The sequence below is a fragment of the Saccharibacter sp. EH611 genome (assembly GCF_009834765.1).
Taxonomy (GTDB): Bacteria; Pseudomonadota; Alphaproteobacteria; order Acetobacterales; family Acetobacteraceae; genus Saccharibacter.
In genome coordinates this window covers 127,113-143,285 of sequence record NZ_WVHP01000002.1, presented here as the reverse complement: position 1 = coordinate 143,285, position 16,173 = coordinate 127,113, and the positions used below count along the sequence as shown (strand labels likewise).

Below are 16,173 nucleotides of genomic sequence, written 5' to 3'. Positions count from 1 at the left end.
TGCAGAATATATGGATGAGGAAGGTTACAGGGCCGGGAGAAGTCTTCCGGCCCTAAAGGCCGTGATGGCAAGTTCTGTATAAATGATACGGGGGAGAGCTTGCTAAGGAAAGAGAGAGAGTATGGTAGGGGTAACGCCAACTCCCCGTCATGAGGGAGAGGGAGCAGCGCAAAGAAGTACAGCGCGTGCAACGGTTTTGGGCATTTTGGCGGCTCTATCGGGACTGATGTTTGGTCTTGATACTGGGGTTGTCGCGGGGGCTTTGCCTTTTATTGCGGTTGACTTCCACGCGAGCACCGCAATGCAGGGTTGGATTGTCTCTTCCATGATGGCTGGGGCAGCCTTCGGATCTGCGTTTGCTGGACGTATCTCGGTGACATTTGGACGGACAGGCGCCATGTTTGGAGCGGGTGTCCTCTTCTTAGCGGGGACGTTATTATGCGCTCTTGCTCCTGGGGTGAGCATGCTTGTCATAGGGCGCATCTTTTTGGGGCTTGCCGTCGGGGTCGCCGCTTTTGCTGCTCCGCTGTATATTTCTGAGATTACCGTTGAATCGGCTCGTGGAGCGATGATTTCTCTCTATCAGCTGATGGTCGCTTTAGGGATTTTTCTCGCTTTTATCTCCGATAGTCTTCTCTCAGCAGGTGGGCATTGGCGTTGGATGCTCGGTGTTATGGCCGTTCCAGCCGTTTTATTTATTTTGGTTGTGCTCATTCTTCCTCATAGCCCGCGCTGGCTCATGATGCGGGGTGAGCATGATCGCGCCCGTAAAGTGCTGCATGTGTTGAGGTCTGATGAAGAAGTCGCAGAAGCAGAATTACAGGATATTCAGGGCCGCTTGGCAAAAAGCAGCGATTCTGGATTTGGCCTTTTTCGGAGCAATCGAAACTTCAAACGCTCCGTGTTTCTAGGCGTGATCTTGCAGATTATGCAGCAATTAAGCGGTATTAATGCACTTCTCTATTATGCACCGCGGGTTTTCCAAGCCGCTCATTTTGGCACGAATGCGTCGGTCTGGGCGACAACGCTCGTTGGTTTGACGAATATGGCCTTTACGGCGGTGGCGATTATGTTTGCTGACCGTTGGGGGCGCCGTCCGTTGCTACTGACAAGTTGTATTGTTGTGGCGGTATCGCTTTTAGGGGTCGCTGGGATTCTGGCTTTAGGCCATCAGGATACTATGACGGCTATCGTGCTCTGCGGTCTTATTTTGCTCTTTGTTGCGGGTTTTGCCATTGGGGAAGGGCCGCTTGTTTGGGCTTTGTGCTCGGAAGTGCAACCAACACGTGGACGTGATTTCGGGATCGGTTGTTCAACAGTGACGAACTGGGCTGCGAACTGGGTTATCTCTAGTCTTTTCCCGCTTTTAATGGTTGCGGCAGGAGCCTCTTGGACGTTTGTTCTCTTTGCCGCGTTTAATGGTGTATTCCTTTTGGTCACGCTGGGGTTTGTGCCTGAAACACGTGGCGCGTCATTGGAAAAAATCGAGACTAATCTTTTTGCAGGCAAGCCCCTGCGTCAATTAGGAGAATAATGTGTCATGGTAGCCAGTAAGGCAGACCCTAGTCTGGAAGGGGAATACGATCCGGAACGCCATGCTGGGCTTTATGGAGCGCAGCGTATTAAGGCGATGACGGCTGTCTTGCTGGCTCTTCTTTTATCCATTCTTGATTATTCTGTTGCCAATGTTGCCTTGCCGAGCATTGCGACAGACCTCCATTCAGACCCTTCTCAAGCGATTTGGGTTGTGAACGCGTATCAGCTCGCCAATTTATCCTGCCTGCTCCCATTAGCTGCTTTGGGGGCACGTATTGGTTTTGGGCGTATGAGCCAAATAGGGATATTATTGTTCCTAGTTGCTTCTGCTGCCTGCGCTCTGTCTCATACGATGCTGGAAATCACGCTCGCACGTGCGCTGCAGGGTATTGGTGGTTCTTGCGTCATGAGCGTCAATATTGCCTTGGTGCGCTTTATCTATCCACACAAACTCCTTGGGCGCGGTATTGCGATTAATGGTCTTTTCGTTGGCTTAGGGGTGGCGCTTGGCCCAACGATTGGCTCTTTCATTCTGTCAGTTTCGTCATGGCCGTGGATTTTCTGGGTGAATTTGCCGCTAGGTGGGGTGGCATTTATTCTTTCCAGCATGGCTTTGCCAAAAACGCCACAGAGTGCGTTGAAAGTTGATATTCCAGGATCGTTGCTTACAGTCGCTTCCTTTGCACTGACTGGAATTGGCTTAGATAGTTTAATGCATGGCGATGTTGTGCCAGGCATTGGTTTAACAGTCGGTAGTATTGTGTGCTGGGCTTTATTGCTTCGTTGGCAAAGACATCATGTCGAACCGATTGTGCCGTTGGATCTTCTTAAAAGAGGGCCATTCCTCATTGCCTGCCTTGTGGCATTTTCTGGTTTTGTAGCGTCCAACCTTTATATCGTTGCGATGCCTTTTACCCTTACTGAAGCCTTCCACCGTAACCCAGCGACCGTTGGTTTGCTGATTGCACCTTGGGCGGTTGGTGTCGCGTCTATGTCCTTCATTGTTGGACGCGTGGCAGACCGCTTCCCGGCCTCAATGCTGTCGTCCTTAGGGTTGCTTGTAACGGCGATGGGTTTTGTTTTGCTGTGGACACTATCACCGGAAGCGAGCAATAGCGCTATTGCCTGGCGAACTTTAGTGGCTGGGTTAGGGTTCGGCCTGTTTCAACCACCCAATAATCGCGCGATCATGGTGACAGCGCCTCCGGGACGTGAAGGGGGTGCGAGCGGGATGCTGTCAGTCTCTCGCTTGTCTGGCCAAACAACGGGCGCACTTCTGGTAGCGGGACTGTTTACGATCTTTCCTCATCCTGCCTTTATCTGCCTAGGCGCGGCGGCTTGTGTCGCAGCAAGTGGCGCACTGCTGAGTGCTGCTCGAGCCTGGTTTAAGGTCAGTAAGGCTTCTTAAGGAATGATCATGGGGCGTTTTTATATGAGACGCCCCATGATAAAGCCGATCGCTAAAAGAATGCCGATGGGGATATTTTGTCGGAAGTCTTTTAGGCAGGCCGGAGCATCGTATGGTGTTAATGTGATGCCTTGATAGAGCATCCATAGAGCAGCAGGGGCAAAACCAATCCAGAAATAAGGGCTGAGAGATGCGGTGGAAGCGCTCCAGCCAAAGAGAATGAGTGTGAGGATATAACAACCACATATAAATGGTTTAGCAATAGTCAACATACGTTGTGAGGTCGATTTAACACCGATTCGTGCATCGTCCTCCATATCTTGGAAGCCATAAATTGTGTCGAAGCCAAGCTGCCAAATGACGACGCCTATGTAGAGGGCCCAGCCGCGAGAATCAAACGTACCGTGGCTGGCGACATAGCCCATTGGCGCTCCAAATCCGAACGTAAAGCCCATAACCAGTTGAGGCCACCAGGTAACACGTTTAGCGGCGGGGTAGAGGGCAACGAGGAGCAGGGCAATCGGTGCTAAGGCCCAACAGATTGGTGGTAGAGCGAGTAAAACTGCAAGCCCAATGAGCAAAAGACATGCGAGAAGGGAAAAGGCCTGACGGAGGGTCAGGGCTCCGCTCGCAAGCGGGCGGCCAGCTGTGCGTGATACATGGCGGTCAATATCACGATCCCAGATGTCATTCACGACACAGCCTGCAGAGCGCATGGCAATGGAGCCTATGGCAAAAAGCGCTGTGTAGAAGAAACGTATTTTGAGAGAGGCCCCTTCTGCTGGCAGAAAAATGCCAAACACGCCGGGGAGAAAAAGTAACCAGCTCCCAACAGGACGATCAAGCCGGGCGAGAAGAGCGTAAGACTGCCATGGTTCAGCAAGATGTGCGATCAAGCCGTCACGACGTATATCAGTATGGGAAGAATGATCAGGCATTCTTACGTCATCTGTCAGAATAAGCGGCGCGTCAACGAAAAGAGGTAACGTTCTTACCATAAGAGGCTGGCCTCACAGCGGGGAAGGCGGTATGCCTCAACGTATGACTCGTATGGATCCTCGTCTTTATTGTGTTGCAGATGGCCCCGCTTGGCAGGCAGGCCATGATGTTTCTCTCACCGGTGGGCAAGCGCACTATCTGGGTAAAGTGATGCGTCTTCAGCCTGACCATCTGGTAAAGCTCTTTAATGGCCGGGATGGGGAATGGTCTGCTCAGATCAAGGAGCTAAAACGTCATAGCGGCGCAGTGCGTCTCTTGACGCAAGAACGGTCACAGCAAGAAACGGATGGGGTCGAGCTCCTGTTTTCCCCACTTAAGCGTGATGCGACAGAACTTATCATTCGTATGGGAACGGAGCTTGGCGTAACGCGTTTTCGTCCTGTTGTGACCGCTAGAACCAACACGCACCGCCTTAATTATGAGCGATTGTCCCTCATCGCGCAGGAAGCTGCCGAACAATGTGAGCGTTTAGACGTGCCGGATATTATGCCGATGGAGCCGCTAGCGGCCCTTCTCGCACGTTGGCCAGCTAGGCGCCCGCTCTCAGTTGCGTTGGAACGACAGGGGGAAGGGCTCGCCTCTAGCGATAGTGAAGCCTTACTTATTGGGCCAGAAGGGGGCTTTTCTGAGGAAGAGGTACGTCGCCTTACAACGCATGAAGCGGTACGATGTTTTTCCCTTGGGACTCTCGTGTTACGTGCCGAAACGGCTGTTTGTGCAGGACTTTCTCAGCTTGACGTCAGACGTCGGGGGACGGCACAGTAATAAAGAGTGTTGTTTGATTTATCCTGGCTTCTGTCTGCGTTAAATGAACGATAGAGGTATAGGATTATACAAACGAAGCTGATAAGGCCGTATGAGATAGTTTGACCTCGGTCGAACAAAGAGCTGTCATTTGAATCCCAGCTCACCACGTTACGCTATTTAAGGTTGCATAAAGAATGTCCAATCCTGGCCAGAACGACACGACACCGATTGATCATCGCACTCAACTTGTTGAAGTCCTGGCGCAAGGCTGTAAACCCAAGCAGGATTGGCGCATCGGAACGGAGCATGAAAAGTTTGGTTTTGTGCAGCCTGATGATGCTGGTAAGGGGCGTCCTGCTTTTTCGGCTCCACCCTATACCCCCAAAGGTATTCAGGCTCTGCTGGAAAACTTAGCAACTGGGCCTTGGCAGCCTATTTATGACGGCGATGCTCTTATTGGTTTGAAGGGCCTAGATGCGCATAAGGGCGCGTCGGTTTCGTTGGAGCCTGCAGGCCAATTTGAACTCTCTGGTGCGCCTTTAAAAACAGTGCATGATACCCAGCGTGAAATGATGGATCATTTCACTGCGTTGAAAGAACCGATGGAGCAGCTTGGTTTAGGTTTTGCCCCGTTGGGTTTTCAGCCTTTATGGTCACGCGATGAGCTGCCATGGATGCCTAAAAGCCGTTATGCGATTATGCGTCGGTATATGCCGAAAGTGGGGCAACGTGGCTTAGACATGATGCAACGCACGTGCACCGTTCAAGTTAATCTGGATTTTAGCGATGAGGCCGACATGGCACGTAAGATGCGTGTCTCTTTAGCGTTGCAGCCTCTTATCACCGCCCTTATGGCGAATTCACCGTTCATTGAAGGGAAGCCGACGGGGTGGCTCTCTAATCGTGGTCGGACATGGTTGGATACAGACAATCAGCGTAGTGGCCAGCCGCCTCTCTTCTTTGAGGAAGGGTTCGGATTTGAGCGCTATGTTGATTGGTTGCTCGACGTTCCGATGTATTTCGTCCAACGTGATGGGCGTAATATCGACGTGGCAGGTTGTTCGTTCCGCCGCTGGCTTGCGGGAGAACCGCAGGCTCCTCTCGCAGGGTTGACGCCAACGGTTGGGGATTTTGAAGACCATCTAACGACGGCCTTCCCAGATGTGAGATTAAAGCAGTTTTTGGAGATGCGCGGAGCTGATGCGGGACGACCCGATATGATGGTGGCACAGTCCGCGTTTTGGGTCGGTTTGTTGTATGATTCTGCAACATTAGAGGCTGCTGAGGCCTTGGTGCGTGAACAGCCGTGGGATGTGTACCATACGTTACAGCATGATGCGCCGCGCTTAGCGATGGATGCACCATTCCCTTCTGGCGGGTTGCGGGCTTTGGCGCGGCGTGTTTTGGCTTTGGCGGAGCAGGGTTTGGTCGCGCGTCAGTTGGATGAGCAGTCGCTCTTAGCACCGCTTCATGCCATAGCGGAGGGGGCTCCAACGCAAGCGGAGCACTGGCTGAATCGTTATCAAACGGCGTGGCAGGGCGATGTTCGTCCTATCTTTAAAGAGGCGCAGATCTAATAGAATGAGAAGAGAATACCGGTCATGCGGTTAGTTCTTCTTTAGTGCTTATCTCTCGTGGGGGAAATGATCATATGATGAAACGCGTGTTCTTAGCGTCTGCACTGAGCTTTTTAAGCGGTGCTATTACCGTACCACAAGCTCATGCTGAAGTCGCTTTGACGGCCTCGCAGCAAACGATCGTTCATCATATTGAAGATACGCTATCCCAGACAGAGAGTTTTCAAGCACGCTTTGAGCAGGTGAGTTCTGCGGATAGACAGACGAGCCGCGGAACCGTGCTTGTGGCGCGCCCGGGACGGATGCGCTTTACCTATGACGCCCCGAGTCCTTTGTCCGTTGTCGCTAATGACGGACGGATGGTCTTCCAAGATACTAGCATTGATCAAGTGACGACCATGCCTTTGGATCGTACACCGCTAGGGTTGTTACTACGTCCCCATCCGCACTTTTCTGGCGATGTGACAATCATAGGATATCATCAACAAAAAGGGCAGATTGAGCTGCATGTGGTTAGAACGGAAAGCCCTAGCGAAGGAGAGCTAACCTTATTCTTTACAGCTCATCCTCTTGCGCTACAGGGCTGGAACGTTGTTGATGCACAAGGGAGACAAACGCGCATCCGTCTTTCAGAGGTGAAGACGGGTGTCCCGATTGATGCCAAGGAATTTGCTCTGCCTAAAGATGATGATTAACCCCTTACTTACGTGAAAGTTCAAGGGCGCGGCTATAGACTGTGCGTTTAGGGAGGTTGACCATTCCTGCGACGAGGGTCGCTGCGTCTTTGACGGAATGAGTACGCAAAGCTTCAGTGAGTGCCTGATCCAGATCTTGCGCGCCCGTGTCATCAGCGGGTGGGGGGCCAAGTAAGAGTGTAATCTCTCCGCGAGGGGCGTTTTGTCGGAAGTGGGCAGCGACCTCAGCAAGAGATCCACGAACCATTTCTTCAAAGCGTTTAGAGAGTTCACGCCCAACGGCCGCCTCGCGTTTTTCACCGAAAACATCCTTTAAGGTGTCGAGCGTGTCGCATAAACGATGAGGCGATTCGTACCAAATCAATGTTGCGGCCAGTCCAGCTTGTTCCTGTGCGCGTAGGGACGCGAAATGATGCTTGCGTGCTTCCCCTCGTGCGGGAAACCCAAGAAACATAAAGGGAATCGGAGGCAGGCCAGAAAGTGTCAGTGCTGTGATAGCAGCATTAGCACCCGGAAGAGACGTAACGGCTAGGCCAGCTTGCAGAGCTGCTCGTACAAGGCGGTAGCCGGGGTCTGAAACAATAGGTGTGCCTGCATCTGAGACAAAAGCGAGCCGTTCCCCATTATGTAAACGCGCTATAAGAGAAGGGATTCTATCTTGCTCATTATGGTCATGAACCGGAATCAGTGTATTGATAATACCATAATGGCGGATAAGTTTCGTTGTAACGCGTGTATCTTCACACAAAATTGCATCAGCTTCTCGTAAACTATCTAAAGCGCGCGCCGATATATCAGCAAGATTGCCAATAGGCGTCGCGACTAACATAAGTTGTCCGCAAGAAGAGTGTTCATTTCTAGGAGTATTATATGGTTTTTCAGACATCGGTATCCTCGGTGAGCCGCTCTGCTCCTTATTGCCGTGATAGACGATCACACGGCAAGGGGCAGAATTGGAAACTGGCCCTGATGGCCGGTGTTTTGATGACATTAAATGCGTGTTCGGGTGAGCATGAGAGGCCATTTTCTCAATCCCCTGTCTCGATGAATAGCCAAAACCAGGCTTCCACAGGAGAACAGCGCATTGGTTTGATCCTTCCGTTAACGGGGCCAAGGGCTGGGATTGGACTACGTATGCGGGAAGCGGCGCGTCTGGCGCTGCCTGAAGGACAAAAGCCTGAGCTTGATATTTTTGATAGTGCTCAACCCGGTGGAGCACTTAAAGCCGCACAAGCCGCGTTGGCCGCAAAAGATCGTGTCGTGACAGGGCCTCTGACAGCGGGGGAAACGGCTCAGGTTGCAGACATTGTCCAGCCTGCTCATGTGCCTGAATTAGCGTTTACGAGTGACGTGCAGCAAGCTCGCCCAGGGGTATGGGCGATGGGTCTAACACCAGAGCAACAGGTGCATCGCCTTGTAGATGCGTCGATTGCTGATGGACGCAAACATTTTGCTGCTTTCCTTCCCGATACAGCATTAGGGCATGCGATGGGAGAGGGGCTGGCCGCAGCCTGTCAGGAGGCCAATTTGGAGCCTCCTAAGATTGTTTTCCATACTGATCAGCCTGAGGATATTGCAACGAAAATGGCAGATCTATCGGCCATTTCAGCACGTAGGGCACCGCAGCAAACATCTGCTTCTTCTAATGGAGACGACAACCAGCCTTCAGCGATCAATCCTGTTCCCGATTCGACGAGTGATGCCACTGTGCCACCTACGCCTCACGGGGGAGTAATTGCACCGCCTCCGTTCGATGCTTTATTGTTGGGAGATACGGGCCTGAATTTGGCACGTGTGATTACGTCTCTTAAAAATGACCAAATCGATTCGCTATCAGCCGTGCGTATTTTAGGGCCTATGCTTTGGCGCTCATTTGACGGAAAGCTGGGAGATTTACGAGGGGCTTGGTACGTAGCATTCGATCCAAAGCAGAGAAGTGGTTATGTGCAGCGTTATCAAGCGGTGTATCGACATGCGCCGTCACCAGTGACGGACTTTGCTTACGATTCGGTGGCGTTAGCAGCAGCATTAACCCGTCAGAATGCACTGAATACAGCGAGTTTGACACGTCCAGATGGCTTTATGGGCGTGAATGGCGTGTTCCGGTTAAAAACTGATGGGCGTGTGCTGCGTGATCTTGGGATTTATCAAATTCTTCCCGGAGGTGGAGGACAGCTCGTTATCCCTGCGTCGCAACATTTTCAAGTCAGTGCACCCGCGCAGACTTTACCCGCTCCAACGCAAGGAAAGATGACTCCTAAGATGACCGATGGGCTGACACAAACATCCTTTACTCCATAAGAGGAGGCATAGGGAGACAAAAGAAAAACGGCCTCTAAGGGTCGTTTTTCTTCTCAGCATGAAACGCTAAATCGCTCTACGCTTGGTCGTTAATTGGCAGAACAGGACGAATGGTGCGAAGTGCTGTCGTAAAATTAACGTAGCGTCCAATTTCACGGTCACGCAGGTGGTCAATCAGTACCCAACCTCGCCCTTCAGGACGAACGATATAGGCTGGTTCTGCGTTTTCTCGAACCCAGATAAGCACCTGCTCGGCGACTTCATAGGACACGGGAGAGGAGGAAAGGGTATCAACAGCAGCGTCAAGTAACCCCATGGTTTCACCGGCTTCAAGCCAACGCATGAGATAGTCTTTATGGCGAGGAAGAATGCGCTGCCGAAGAGGGATTACTTCACAGCTGCTCATCTGATGCGACGTGGTTAGAGAGCGCGTTTTAAGAAAAGCCTTCTGTGCCATCAGGATATCCTCTTCCGAACAGAGAGTGAGCTATTCACTCCGTTTATGGCTGACATCTGTTATGAGCTTGGAGGAGGATGAAGGCTTTCTCAATTGTAAAAAGCGATCTTCGCGACGAAGAATTCTAGGTGTTGCAAATCTACCATGTTTTTTGTGCATGGCAGGATTGTCCTATCGGTAAGTCTTTTTATCCCATCGACGATGCAACCAAAGCCATTCGCCCGGGCGGTTGGTAATCCATTCTTGCAAACGATCATTAAGAATTTGTGTCACTTTTTGAATGGTATCACGACGTTTTTGGGAAGGATGGGTATATGAGTGCGGGTCGAATGGAGGAAATACTTCCAAAACCAGACGGGCAGGGCCTTCTCGGCGGACATACCCAGTGACAATGAGTGCATTAAATTTAAGGGCTAAGGCGGCGGCAGCTGGTGCGGTCATGGTTGGACGGCCAAAAAAACCAGCGCATATTCCATCATTCATTTTCTGATCGCCTAAAATGCCTAAATGATTTCCTTGGGAAAGGTAGCGCATAGAAGCGCGCGCACCTTTTGCTCCTTTTGGGAATGAGGGAATATCTGAACGGCCAATATTTTTTTTGCGAAGTTGAGAAAGAAGGCGGTCAACATAAGGATTGTTAGGCGCCCGATAGAAAGAGGCAAATGGAAGTCCAAAATACGCAACAGCAGTTGGCATAATCTCCCAATTACCTAGATGGCCTGAAAAGAAGATGATGGGTCGTTTGCTGAGTTTGGCTTCTTCCAGCCAACATGTTCCTTCGACAGACCATCCCGCTCCTGATGATGAGTTATAAGGTAATGTTGGTATGTGGGGGAGCTCTGCAAATGTGCGACCAAGGTTTTCCCAACAATCTCTTAGGATTACTTTTTTTTGCTGTTTTGAAAGATGGGGAAACGCTAGGTCGAGATTGGTTTTTCCAATAGAAGATAATGGCGCTAATGGGCCAAATATACGTAATAGAGTCCCCATTATTGTGGAGGCATGTTCTGGTTTGAAGAGGCTTAGTAATTTCATGCATAGGAATAATGCATAAAATTCTACCTTTTGAGAGAGTGTCTTCATGTCATAAGGTCTTTGGAAAGAGTTGATCTACAATGTAGGGCGTTGCTGTATCATCATGCCATAGAAGATCAACGGTAATGATTTTAATATTTTTAATGAAATCCTGAGGAAGCTTAACGGCGTCCTTTTCCGTTGTCACAAGGGTCACACCGGGGAGAGAAGCAAGTTGTGACAGACGGTGAAGGTCACGCGGCGTATAGAGATGATGGTCAGGAAAAGAGAGCGTGCGGATAACTGTCACGCCCATTTCTTTGAGCATCGTGAAAAATTTTTCGGGTCGGCCAATCCCACTAAAGGCAATGCACTGCTTGCCTACTAGATCACGGATTTCTGGGCCGGGTGAAAACTCAGCCTTGAAGAGCGGTATATGGGAAGGAAAGTGTTTAGAGAGAGAATGGCAGTCTTTGCCGATCATGACAGCCGCCTTAATACGTGAAAGCGCACTGTCGAGTGTTTCGCGTAGAGGGCCGGCGGGGAGGATAAGGCCATTTCCCAAGCCTGCAGGGCCGTCAATAACGAGAATAGATACGTCTTTATAGAGCGATGGGTCTTGGAGGCCATCATCTAAAATGAGACAATCTGCTCCATGAGCAATAGCGTCTTGCGCGCTTTGTACTCTGTTTTTTCCTCGCCACGTAGGGGCTTGGCGAGCGAGGAGAATTGTCTCATCTCCGCAATCGATAGGGTCATCGGAGGGGAGGACAAGGCGCTGCTGTTTTGAACGCCCACTATACCCTTTTGTAAGAATATGCGGGTTATAACCGTTCGCTTGTAGGTGGTGTGCTAGATGGAGGGTAAGAGGGGTTTTCCCAGTGCCGCCGACTGTAATATTCCCGCAGCATAAGACGGGTACAGCTACATGTGAGGCGGGTTTTTTCAACCGCCTCTGTCCTTGAAGACGCACGGCTCCGGCCAGCGGCGTTAGTAATGTTGTCGCAAGACTTGGTGGCTGTTGCCAAAAAGAGGGCGGACGCATTTTCATAGTGGAGCAGGGTGCGTGGAAATTGTGTCTATAATACGGGCGGCAAGCTCTCGCGAGAAGTTCTTATTATGTTGAGGGGGGAAAGGTAAGGGGCTTTCTGATGCAAGCCATTGGGCAAGGGCTGTAGAATCGTGAACAATACTGAGAAAGGAAGTGAGTTTTTGGCAGGTTTCCCGCCAATTCCCCATATATGGGCCGGTAGCAGTGCGGCAGTGTTGGCGTAACGGCTCTAAGGGGTTATGCCCCCCTCCCGGAGCGCACAAGGAATGACCGACAAAAGCGTGGGTGGCGAGCTGGAAAAAAAGCCCAAGTTCATCAAGTGTATCGGCAATCCATAAAGAGCAGTAAGGCGACGGATCTTGCCCGGAAGAACGGCAGGGGGCACCGAGTTTTTGCGCTAGTAAAGGGCCACGCTCGGGGTGTCTTGGCACGATAATCGCGAGTATGTCAGGATGGTGGACGGTGGCTTGTTGAACTGCTTGAGCAATTATTTCCTCTTCGCCTTCATGAGTAGAGGCCGCGACCAAAACGCGACGTGATCCAATGATATGCCTGAGCCGCTGTTCTTCGATTGGACAAAAGGATAAAGCAGGAGAGTCTTCCTTTATATCTCCCTCTTTCATGAAGCGTGAAAAGCCAAGCTGTTCAAAACGTTTCCTGTCTTCAGAACTTCGTGGGGAAACCCAAGTGAGGCTGGGAAAGAGTGCTTGGAAGAGAGAAGGAATGCGGTGCCAGCGCTGAAAGCTACGGTCTGAAAGGCGTGCATTAATCACCATAGTTGGAATGGCACGGCGCTGACATGCCGCAATGATTCCTGGCCAGAGCTCACTTTCGATAAAAACAGCGCCAGAAGGAGACCAGAAATTAAGAAATTTCGTCACCCATAGAGGGGTATCATAGGGAATAAATTGATGCTGGAGGCGCGCGCCAAAGGCTGGGTGTTGTGCGCAGATACGCGCACCGGTGGCGGTCGTTGTTGTAAAAAGAATAGATAAATCGCTTTTTTGAGAGAGGAGTGCGTCAATGAGGGGAAAGCTTGCGCGTGTCTCTCCGACACTTGCAGCATGAATCCAAAGGATATGGCGATTGGCGTAAAATTCACGCGGAACGTCAGAGGGGATACCATATCTTTCGGGAATACGGCTGGCATCGTCCCCTTTTTTACGGAGGATACGCGTAAGATAAAGCCTTAGGACAGGTGCCATAAAAGCACCGACCCCTTGCCATAAGAGAGGGAGGGCGGAAGAGAGAGAAAAAAAGGCCACTATGCAAAGCTCAACGCTGTCAAACGTATTCTTGGGATGTGTTCTAAAGCTTAAAAAAAGATTTGGGTAGATAGCGTAAAATTAAGAGGTAGCGGCATGTCGTATGAAGCCGCTACCTGTGCCTTGGATTTAAGGATAGAGGCGTGTGACCTCCCATTGAGGCTCGCTGGACGTTGAACGGCGTGTCCAGGTTGCGCGATCATGAAGGCGGAAAGCACGTTCCTGCCAAAATTCGAACTGTTCTGGCACGACGCGATATCCGAGCCAATGTGGAGGACGTGGAATAGGGCCTTCTTCGCCATACGTTTCGGAAACTTTAGTGAGGCGCTCTTCAAAAATGGAGCGGTCAGCGAGGGGGCGTGATTGGTCAGAGGCTAGGGCGCCAAGACGCGACATACGCGACCGGCTTGCAAAATAACGGTCAGTCTCGTCAGCGCTGACTGGTTGAACAGGCCCTTCGATGCGGATTTGCCGACGCAGTGATTTCCAGTGGAAGAGTAGAGCGGCATGTGGGTTATCACGCAGTTCCTCTCCCTTGCGACTCTCGCTGTTTGTATAAAAAACAAATCCGCGTTCATCGACACCTTTGAGAAGCAAAATGCGAACGGAAGGCCGCCCATCAGGCGTTGCTGTAGCAACTGACATGGCGTTGGGATCGTTGGGTTCGTGAATTTCAGCTTCTGCTAACCAGTCTGCAAAAAGCTGGTAAGGATGAGCGTTTAGATCAATAAGAGACTGGTTAGGAATATGGTGAGAAGGAGAGTCCGTCATCTTTCAACTCCTTTTGAGTGATGCGAATAAGACACTATAAATGTGCCCTAACTCGAAAGAGAGCGAAAAAACTCACCTGCGAGAGAGAGCGACTCTTGTCCAGGGGCGACGCTTGTGCAACCACCTGTTCCAGCAAATGATCATATATGACCATGAGGATGGTAGAACATGTCTGAAATGAAAGACAATACAAGTAAGGAGCCAGCAAAAGGCACCATAATGGCTGGGAAACGCGGTGTGATCATGGGTGTTGCCAATAAAAGCTCAATAGCTTGGGCAATTGCGAGTGCTTGTGCCGCTCAGGGAGCTGAACTGGCTTTCACCTATCAAGGTGATGCACTGGGTAAACGGGTACGCCCCCTTGCTGAGAGTGTCGGATCTTCGCTGGTTCTTCCTTGTGATGTGAGCGATGATGAAGCGATCAATGAGACATTCGACGCTATCGAGAAAGAATGGGGAAAAATTGACTTCGTTCTTCACGCGATTGGGTGGGCTGATAAGCAGTATCTGCGTGGTCGTTATGTTGATACGCCGCGTGATGCCTTCTTAAAGGCGATGGATATTTCTTGTTTCTCGTTCACGGCGGTGGCACGGCGTGCGGCGGCGATGATGAATCCAGGTGGGTCATTGCTAACGATGACGTATCTCGGAGCAGAGCGTGTGATGCCGCATTATAACGTGATGGGTGTGGCGAAAGCTGCGCTGGAAGCTTCTGTGCGTTATATGGCTGCCGATCTGGGGCGTGATGATATCCGTGTAAACGGGATTTCTGCTGGGCCTATTATGACACTTGCGGCTAATGGCATTGGTGCTTTCCGCTATATTCTACGGTGGAACCAGCTAAATGCTCCGATGGAACGCAATGTATCGCTGAAAGATGTTGGCGGGTCTGGCATGTATTTCCTTTCAGACCTTTCAAGCGGTGTGACGGGTGAAATTCATCATGTCGATTGTGGTTACAACACCGTTGGGATGAAAAACCCTCACGCTCCTGACATTGCGGCACCATCTGGAGAATAAAACGTGTCTGATAATAGCTTTGGGCGTTTGTTTCGTGTGACCACTTGGGGCGAGAGTCATGGTCCGGCCATTGGTTGTGTCATTGATGGCTGTCCTCCTCGCCTGAAGCTATCGGAGGAAGATATTCAGCCTTGGCTCGACCGACGTCGGCCGGGGCAATCGCGTTTTACGACACAACGGCGAGAAGCAGACCGCGTAAAGATTCTGTCCGGTGTGTTTGAAGGACAGACAACCGGAACGCCTATTTCTTTGCTGATCGAGAATACCGATCAACGGTCGCGTGATTATGGTGAGATTGCGCAGCGTTATCGCCCTGGTCACGCTGACATCGCGTATGACCTGAAATATGGCATTCGCGATTATCGTGGCGGCGGACGGTCTTCAGCACGAGAAACGGCCATGCGCGTGGCCGCTGGTGCGGTGGCGCGTGTTGTTCTGCGTGAGCTTGTTGGAAAACATCTCACGATACGTGGTGCGTTGACGTCTATCGGGTCGTTAAGCATTGAGCGTGAGCGTTGGGACTGGAGTGAGATTGAACGCAACCCATTTTGGTGTCCAGATGCGGAGATTCTTCCACAATGGAGTGCAGAGCTCGACCGTGTTCGTAAGTCTGGTTCTTCTATCGGGGCAACGCTTGAGGTTGTGGCAGAAGGCGTGCCGCCTGGTTTAGGGGAACCCGTTTACGGGAAGCTGGATGCTGAGCTGGCCAGTGCCTTGATGGGCATTAATGGAGCCAAAGGTGTTGAGATTGGGGAAGGATTCCACGCTGCTCAATTGCGAGGCGAGGACAATGCTGACCCGATGTATCCTACTGACGGTGATGCAAAAGTACCAACTTTCGCGAGCAATCATGCCGGTGGGATTCTTGGAGGCATTTCGACGAGTCAGCCTTTGGTCGCGCGGATGGCTATGAAGCCGACAAGTTCGATTCTCATCCCTGTTCCGAGTGTTGATCGGACGGGAGAGCCTGTGGAGGTTCAAACCAAAGGGCGTCACGACCCTTGTATCGGTGTGCGAGCAGTACCGGTAGCAGAAGCTATGGTGGCTTGTACAGTCGTGGATCATCTTCTGCGTCATCATGCGCAATGTGGGTGGTGAGGGTGGTTATCTGCCCTCCCAACCAGTTGGAAAAACGAGCTTTTTAAGGCGCTCCCCTTTTGAGGGGGGAGAAGATAACACACAATATATAGTGCAATAATAAATTAATTAGCCATATATGTGGTTTCCCAAGGCATAGCTTGCTCAAATTTGCAAGCGAAGAGTTTGCTTGCGAAGCCCCCTCAACTCATGGGAATGAAGGGGTCACTTACCGACAATTAAAAGAGCCTGACA

15 protein-coding genes are annotated in these 16,173 nt (G+C 51.1%); 8 read left to right on the top strand and 7 right to left on the bottom strand.

Annotated elements, in window-relative coordinates; genetic code table 11:
• Positions 1-121 precede the first annotated feature (121 nt).
• Both GS535_RS02165 and GS535_RS02160 read left to right on the top strand, forming a co-directional pair.
• Entirely contained in the window at positions 122-1,534 is a 1,413-nt protein-coding gene (locus GS535_RS02165; RefSeq protein WP_160792000.1) for a sugar porter family MFS transporter, read from the top strand.
• Positions 1,535-1,540: 6 nt separating this feature from the next.
• A complete protein-coding gene (locus GS535_RS02160; protein WP_160792001.1) occupies positions 1,541-2,944 on the top strand; it encodes an MFS transporter in 1,404 nt (467 codons plus the stop codon).
• A 20-nt stretch (positions 2,945-2,964) separates the two neighbouring features.
• Here the strand turns inward: GS535_RS02160 and ubiA are convergent, their stop codons facing one another.
• Positions 2,965-3,882, bottom strand: coding sequence for a 4-hydroxybenzoate octaprenyltransferase (gene ubiA, locus GS535_RS02155; RefSeq protein ID WP_160792245.1), 918 nt, complete (start codon positions 3,880-3,882; stop codon positions 2,965-2,967).
• Positions 3,883-3,973: 91 nt separating this feature from the next.
• Between ubiA and GS535_RS02150 the strand changes: the two genes are divergently transcribed.
• The 3 genes from GS535_RS02150 to GS535_RS02140 all read left to right on the top strand — a co-directional run bounded on the left by GS535_RS02150 (position 3,974) and on the right by GS535_RS02140 (position 6,962).
• Complete coding sequence (locus GS535_RS02150; RefSeq protein ID WP_160792002.1) at positions 3,974-4,708, top strand: 16S rRNA (uracil(1498)-N(3))-methyltransferase; 735 nt, start codon at positions 3,974-3,976, stop codon at positions 4,706-4,708.
• 176 nt (positions 4,709-4,884) lie between these two features.
• Positions 4,885-6,267 carry a glutamate--cysteine ligase gene (locus GS535_RS02145; RefSeq protein WP_160792003.1) on the top strand — a complete coding sequence of 461 codons (1,383 nt, stop codon included), beginning with the start codon at positions 4,885-4,887 and terminating at the stop codon, positions 6,265-6,267.
• Positions 6,268-6,341: 74 nt separating this feature from the next.
• Positions 6,342-6,962 (top strand): outer membrane lipoprotein carrier protein LolA, encoded by a 621-nt coding sequence (locus tag GS535_RS02140; protein WP_160792004.1) that lies wholly within the window; start codon positions 6,342-6,344, stop codon positions 6,960-6,962.
• Positions 6,963-6,966: 4 nt separating this feature from the next.
• Here the strand turns inward: GS535_RS02140 and rsmI are convergent, their stop codons facing one another.
• Positions 6,967-7,791, bottom strand: a complete 825-nt coding sequence (gene rsmI, locus GS535_RS02135) for a 16S rRNA (cytidine(1402)-2'-O)-methyltransferase (RefSeq protein WP_160792005.1) — start codon at positions 7,789-7,791, stop codon at positions 6,967-6,969.
• 41 nt (positions 7,792-7,832) lie between these two features.
• Between rsmI and GS535_RS02130 the strand changes: the two genes are divergently transcribed.
• Complete coding sequence (locus GS535_RS02130) at positions 7,833-9,263, top strand: penicillin-binding protein activator (protein ID WP_370518154.1); 1,431 nt, start codon at positions 7,833-7,835, stop codon at positions 9,261-9,263.
• Between the two features lie 76 nt (positions 9,264-9,339).
• On the opposite strand, the gene GS535_RS02125 is transcribed toward GS535_RS02130, so the two are convergent.
• The 5 genes from GS535_RS02125 to pdxH form a co-directional block, all read right to left on the bottom strand.
• Entirely contained in the window at positions 9,340-9,720 is a 381-nt protein-coding gene (locus tag GS535_RS02125; protein WP_160792006.1) for a hypothetical protein, read from the bottom strand.
• Positions 9,721-9,891: 171 nt separating this feature from the next.
• Positions 9,892-10,803: a lauroyl acyltransferase gene (locus tag GS535_RS02120; RefSeq protein ID WP_160792007.1), complete on the bottom strand. Its 912-nt coding sequence runs from the start codon at positions 10,801-10,803 to the stop codon at positions 9,892-9,894.
• Position 10,804: 1 nt separating this feature from the next.
• Positions 10,805-11,779, bottom strand: coding sequence for a tetraacyldisaccharide 4'-kinase (gene lpxK / locus GS535_RS02115; protein ID WP_237442170.1), 975 nt, complete (start codon positions 11,777-11,779; stop codon positions 10,805-10,807).
• Between the two features lie 2 nt (positions 11,780-11,781).
• Positions 11,782-12,990, bottom strand: a complete 1,209-nt coding sequence (locus GS535_RS02110) for a 3-deoxy-D-manno-octulosonic acid transferase (RefSeq protein ID WP_160792009.1) — start codon at positions 12,988-12,990, stop codon at positions 11,782-11,784.
• Positions 12,991-13,179: 189 nt separating this feature from the next.
• Complete coding sequence (pdxH, locus tag GS535_RS02105) at positions 13,180-13,821, bottom strand: pyridoxamine 5'-phosphate oxidase (protein WP_160792010.1); 642 nt, start codon at positions 13,819-13,821, stop codon at positions 13,180-13,182.
• Positions 13,822-13,989: 168 nt separating this feature from the next.
• Between pdxH and GS535_RS02100 the strand changes: the two genes are divergently transcribed.
• Together GS535_RS02100 and aroC are read left to right on the top strand one after the other, a co-directional pair.
• Positions 13,990-14,841 (top strand): SDR family oxidoreductase, encoded by an 852-nt coding sequence (locus GS535_RS02100; RefSeq protein WP_370518155.1) that lies wholly within the window; start codon positions 13,990-13,992, stop codon positions 14,839-14,841.
• Between the two features lie 3 nt (positions 14,842-14,844).
• Positions 14,845-15,939, top strand: coding sequence for a chorismate synthase (aroC, locus tag GS535_RS02095; RefSeq protein WP_160792011.1), 1,095 nt, complete (start codon positions 14,845-14,847; stop codon positions 15,937-15,939).
• The last annotated feature ends 234 nt before the right edge of the window (positions 15,940-16,173 follow it).

Excerpts from the sequence above, each read along its gene's own strand:
- GS535_RS02165 (WP_160792000.1), top strand. The coding sequence starts at position 122 with ATGGTAGGGGTAACGCCAACTCCCCGTCATGAGGGAGAGGGAGCAGCG.
- GS535_RS02160 (WP_160792001.1), top strand. The coding sequence starts at position 1,541 with ATGGTAGCCAGTAAGGCAGACCCTAGTCTGGAAGGGGAATACGATCCG.
- ubiA (WP_160792245.1), bottom strand. The coding sequence starts at position 3,882 with ATGCCTGATCATTCTTCCCATACTGATATACGTCGTGACGGCTTGATC.
- GS535_RS02150 (WP_160792002.1), top strand. The coding sequence starts at position 3,974 with ATGCCTCAACGTATGACTCGTATGGATCCTCGTCTTTATTGTGTTGCA.
- GS535_RS02145 (WP_160792003.1), top strand. The coding sequence starts at position 4,885 with ATGTCCAATCCTGGCCAGAACGACACGACACCGATTGATCATCGCACT.
- GS535_RS02140 (WP_160792004.1), top strand. The coding sequence starts at position 6,342 with ATGATGAAACGCGTGTTCTTAGCGTCTGCACTGAGCTTTTTAAGCGGT.
- rsmI (WP_160792005.1), bottom strand. The coding sequence starts at position 7,791 with ATGTTAGTCGCGACGCCTATTGGCAATCTTGCTGATATATCGGCGCGC.
- GS535_RS02130 (WP_370518154.1), top strand. The coding sequence starts at position 7,833 with ATGGTTTTTCAGACATCGGTATCCTCGGTGAGCCGCTCTGCTCCTTAT.
- GS535_RS02125 (WP_160792006.1), bottom strand. The coding sequence starts at position 9,720 with ATGGCACAGAAGGCTTTTCTTAAAACGCGCTCTCTAACCACGTCGCAT.
- GS535_RS02120 (WP_160792007.1), bottom strand. The coding sequence starts at position 10,803 with ATGAAGACACTCTCTCAAAAGGTAGAATTTTATGCATTATTCCTATGC.
- lpxK (WP_237442170.1), bottom strand. The coding sequence starts at position 11,779 with ATGCGTCCGCCCTCTTTTTGGCAACAGCCACCAAGTCTTGCGACAACA.
- GS535_RS02110 (WP_160792009.1), bottom strand. The coding sequence starts at position 12,990 with ATGGCACCTGTCCTAAGGCTTTATCTTACGCGTATCCTCCGTAAAAAA.
- pdxH (WP_160792010.1), bottom strand. The coding sequence starts at position 13,821 with ATGACGGACTCTCCTTCTCACCATATTCCTAACCAGTCTCTTATTGAT.
- GS535_RS02100 (WP_370518155.1), top strand. The coding sequence starts at position 13,990 with ATGTCTGAAATGAAAGACAATACAAGTAAGGAGCCAGCAAAAGGCACC.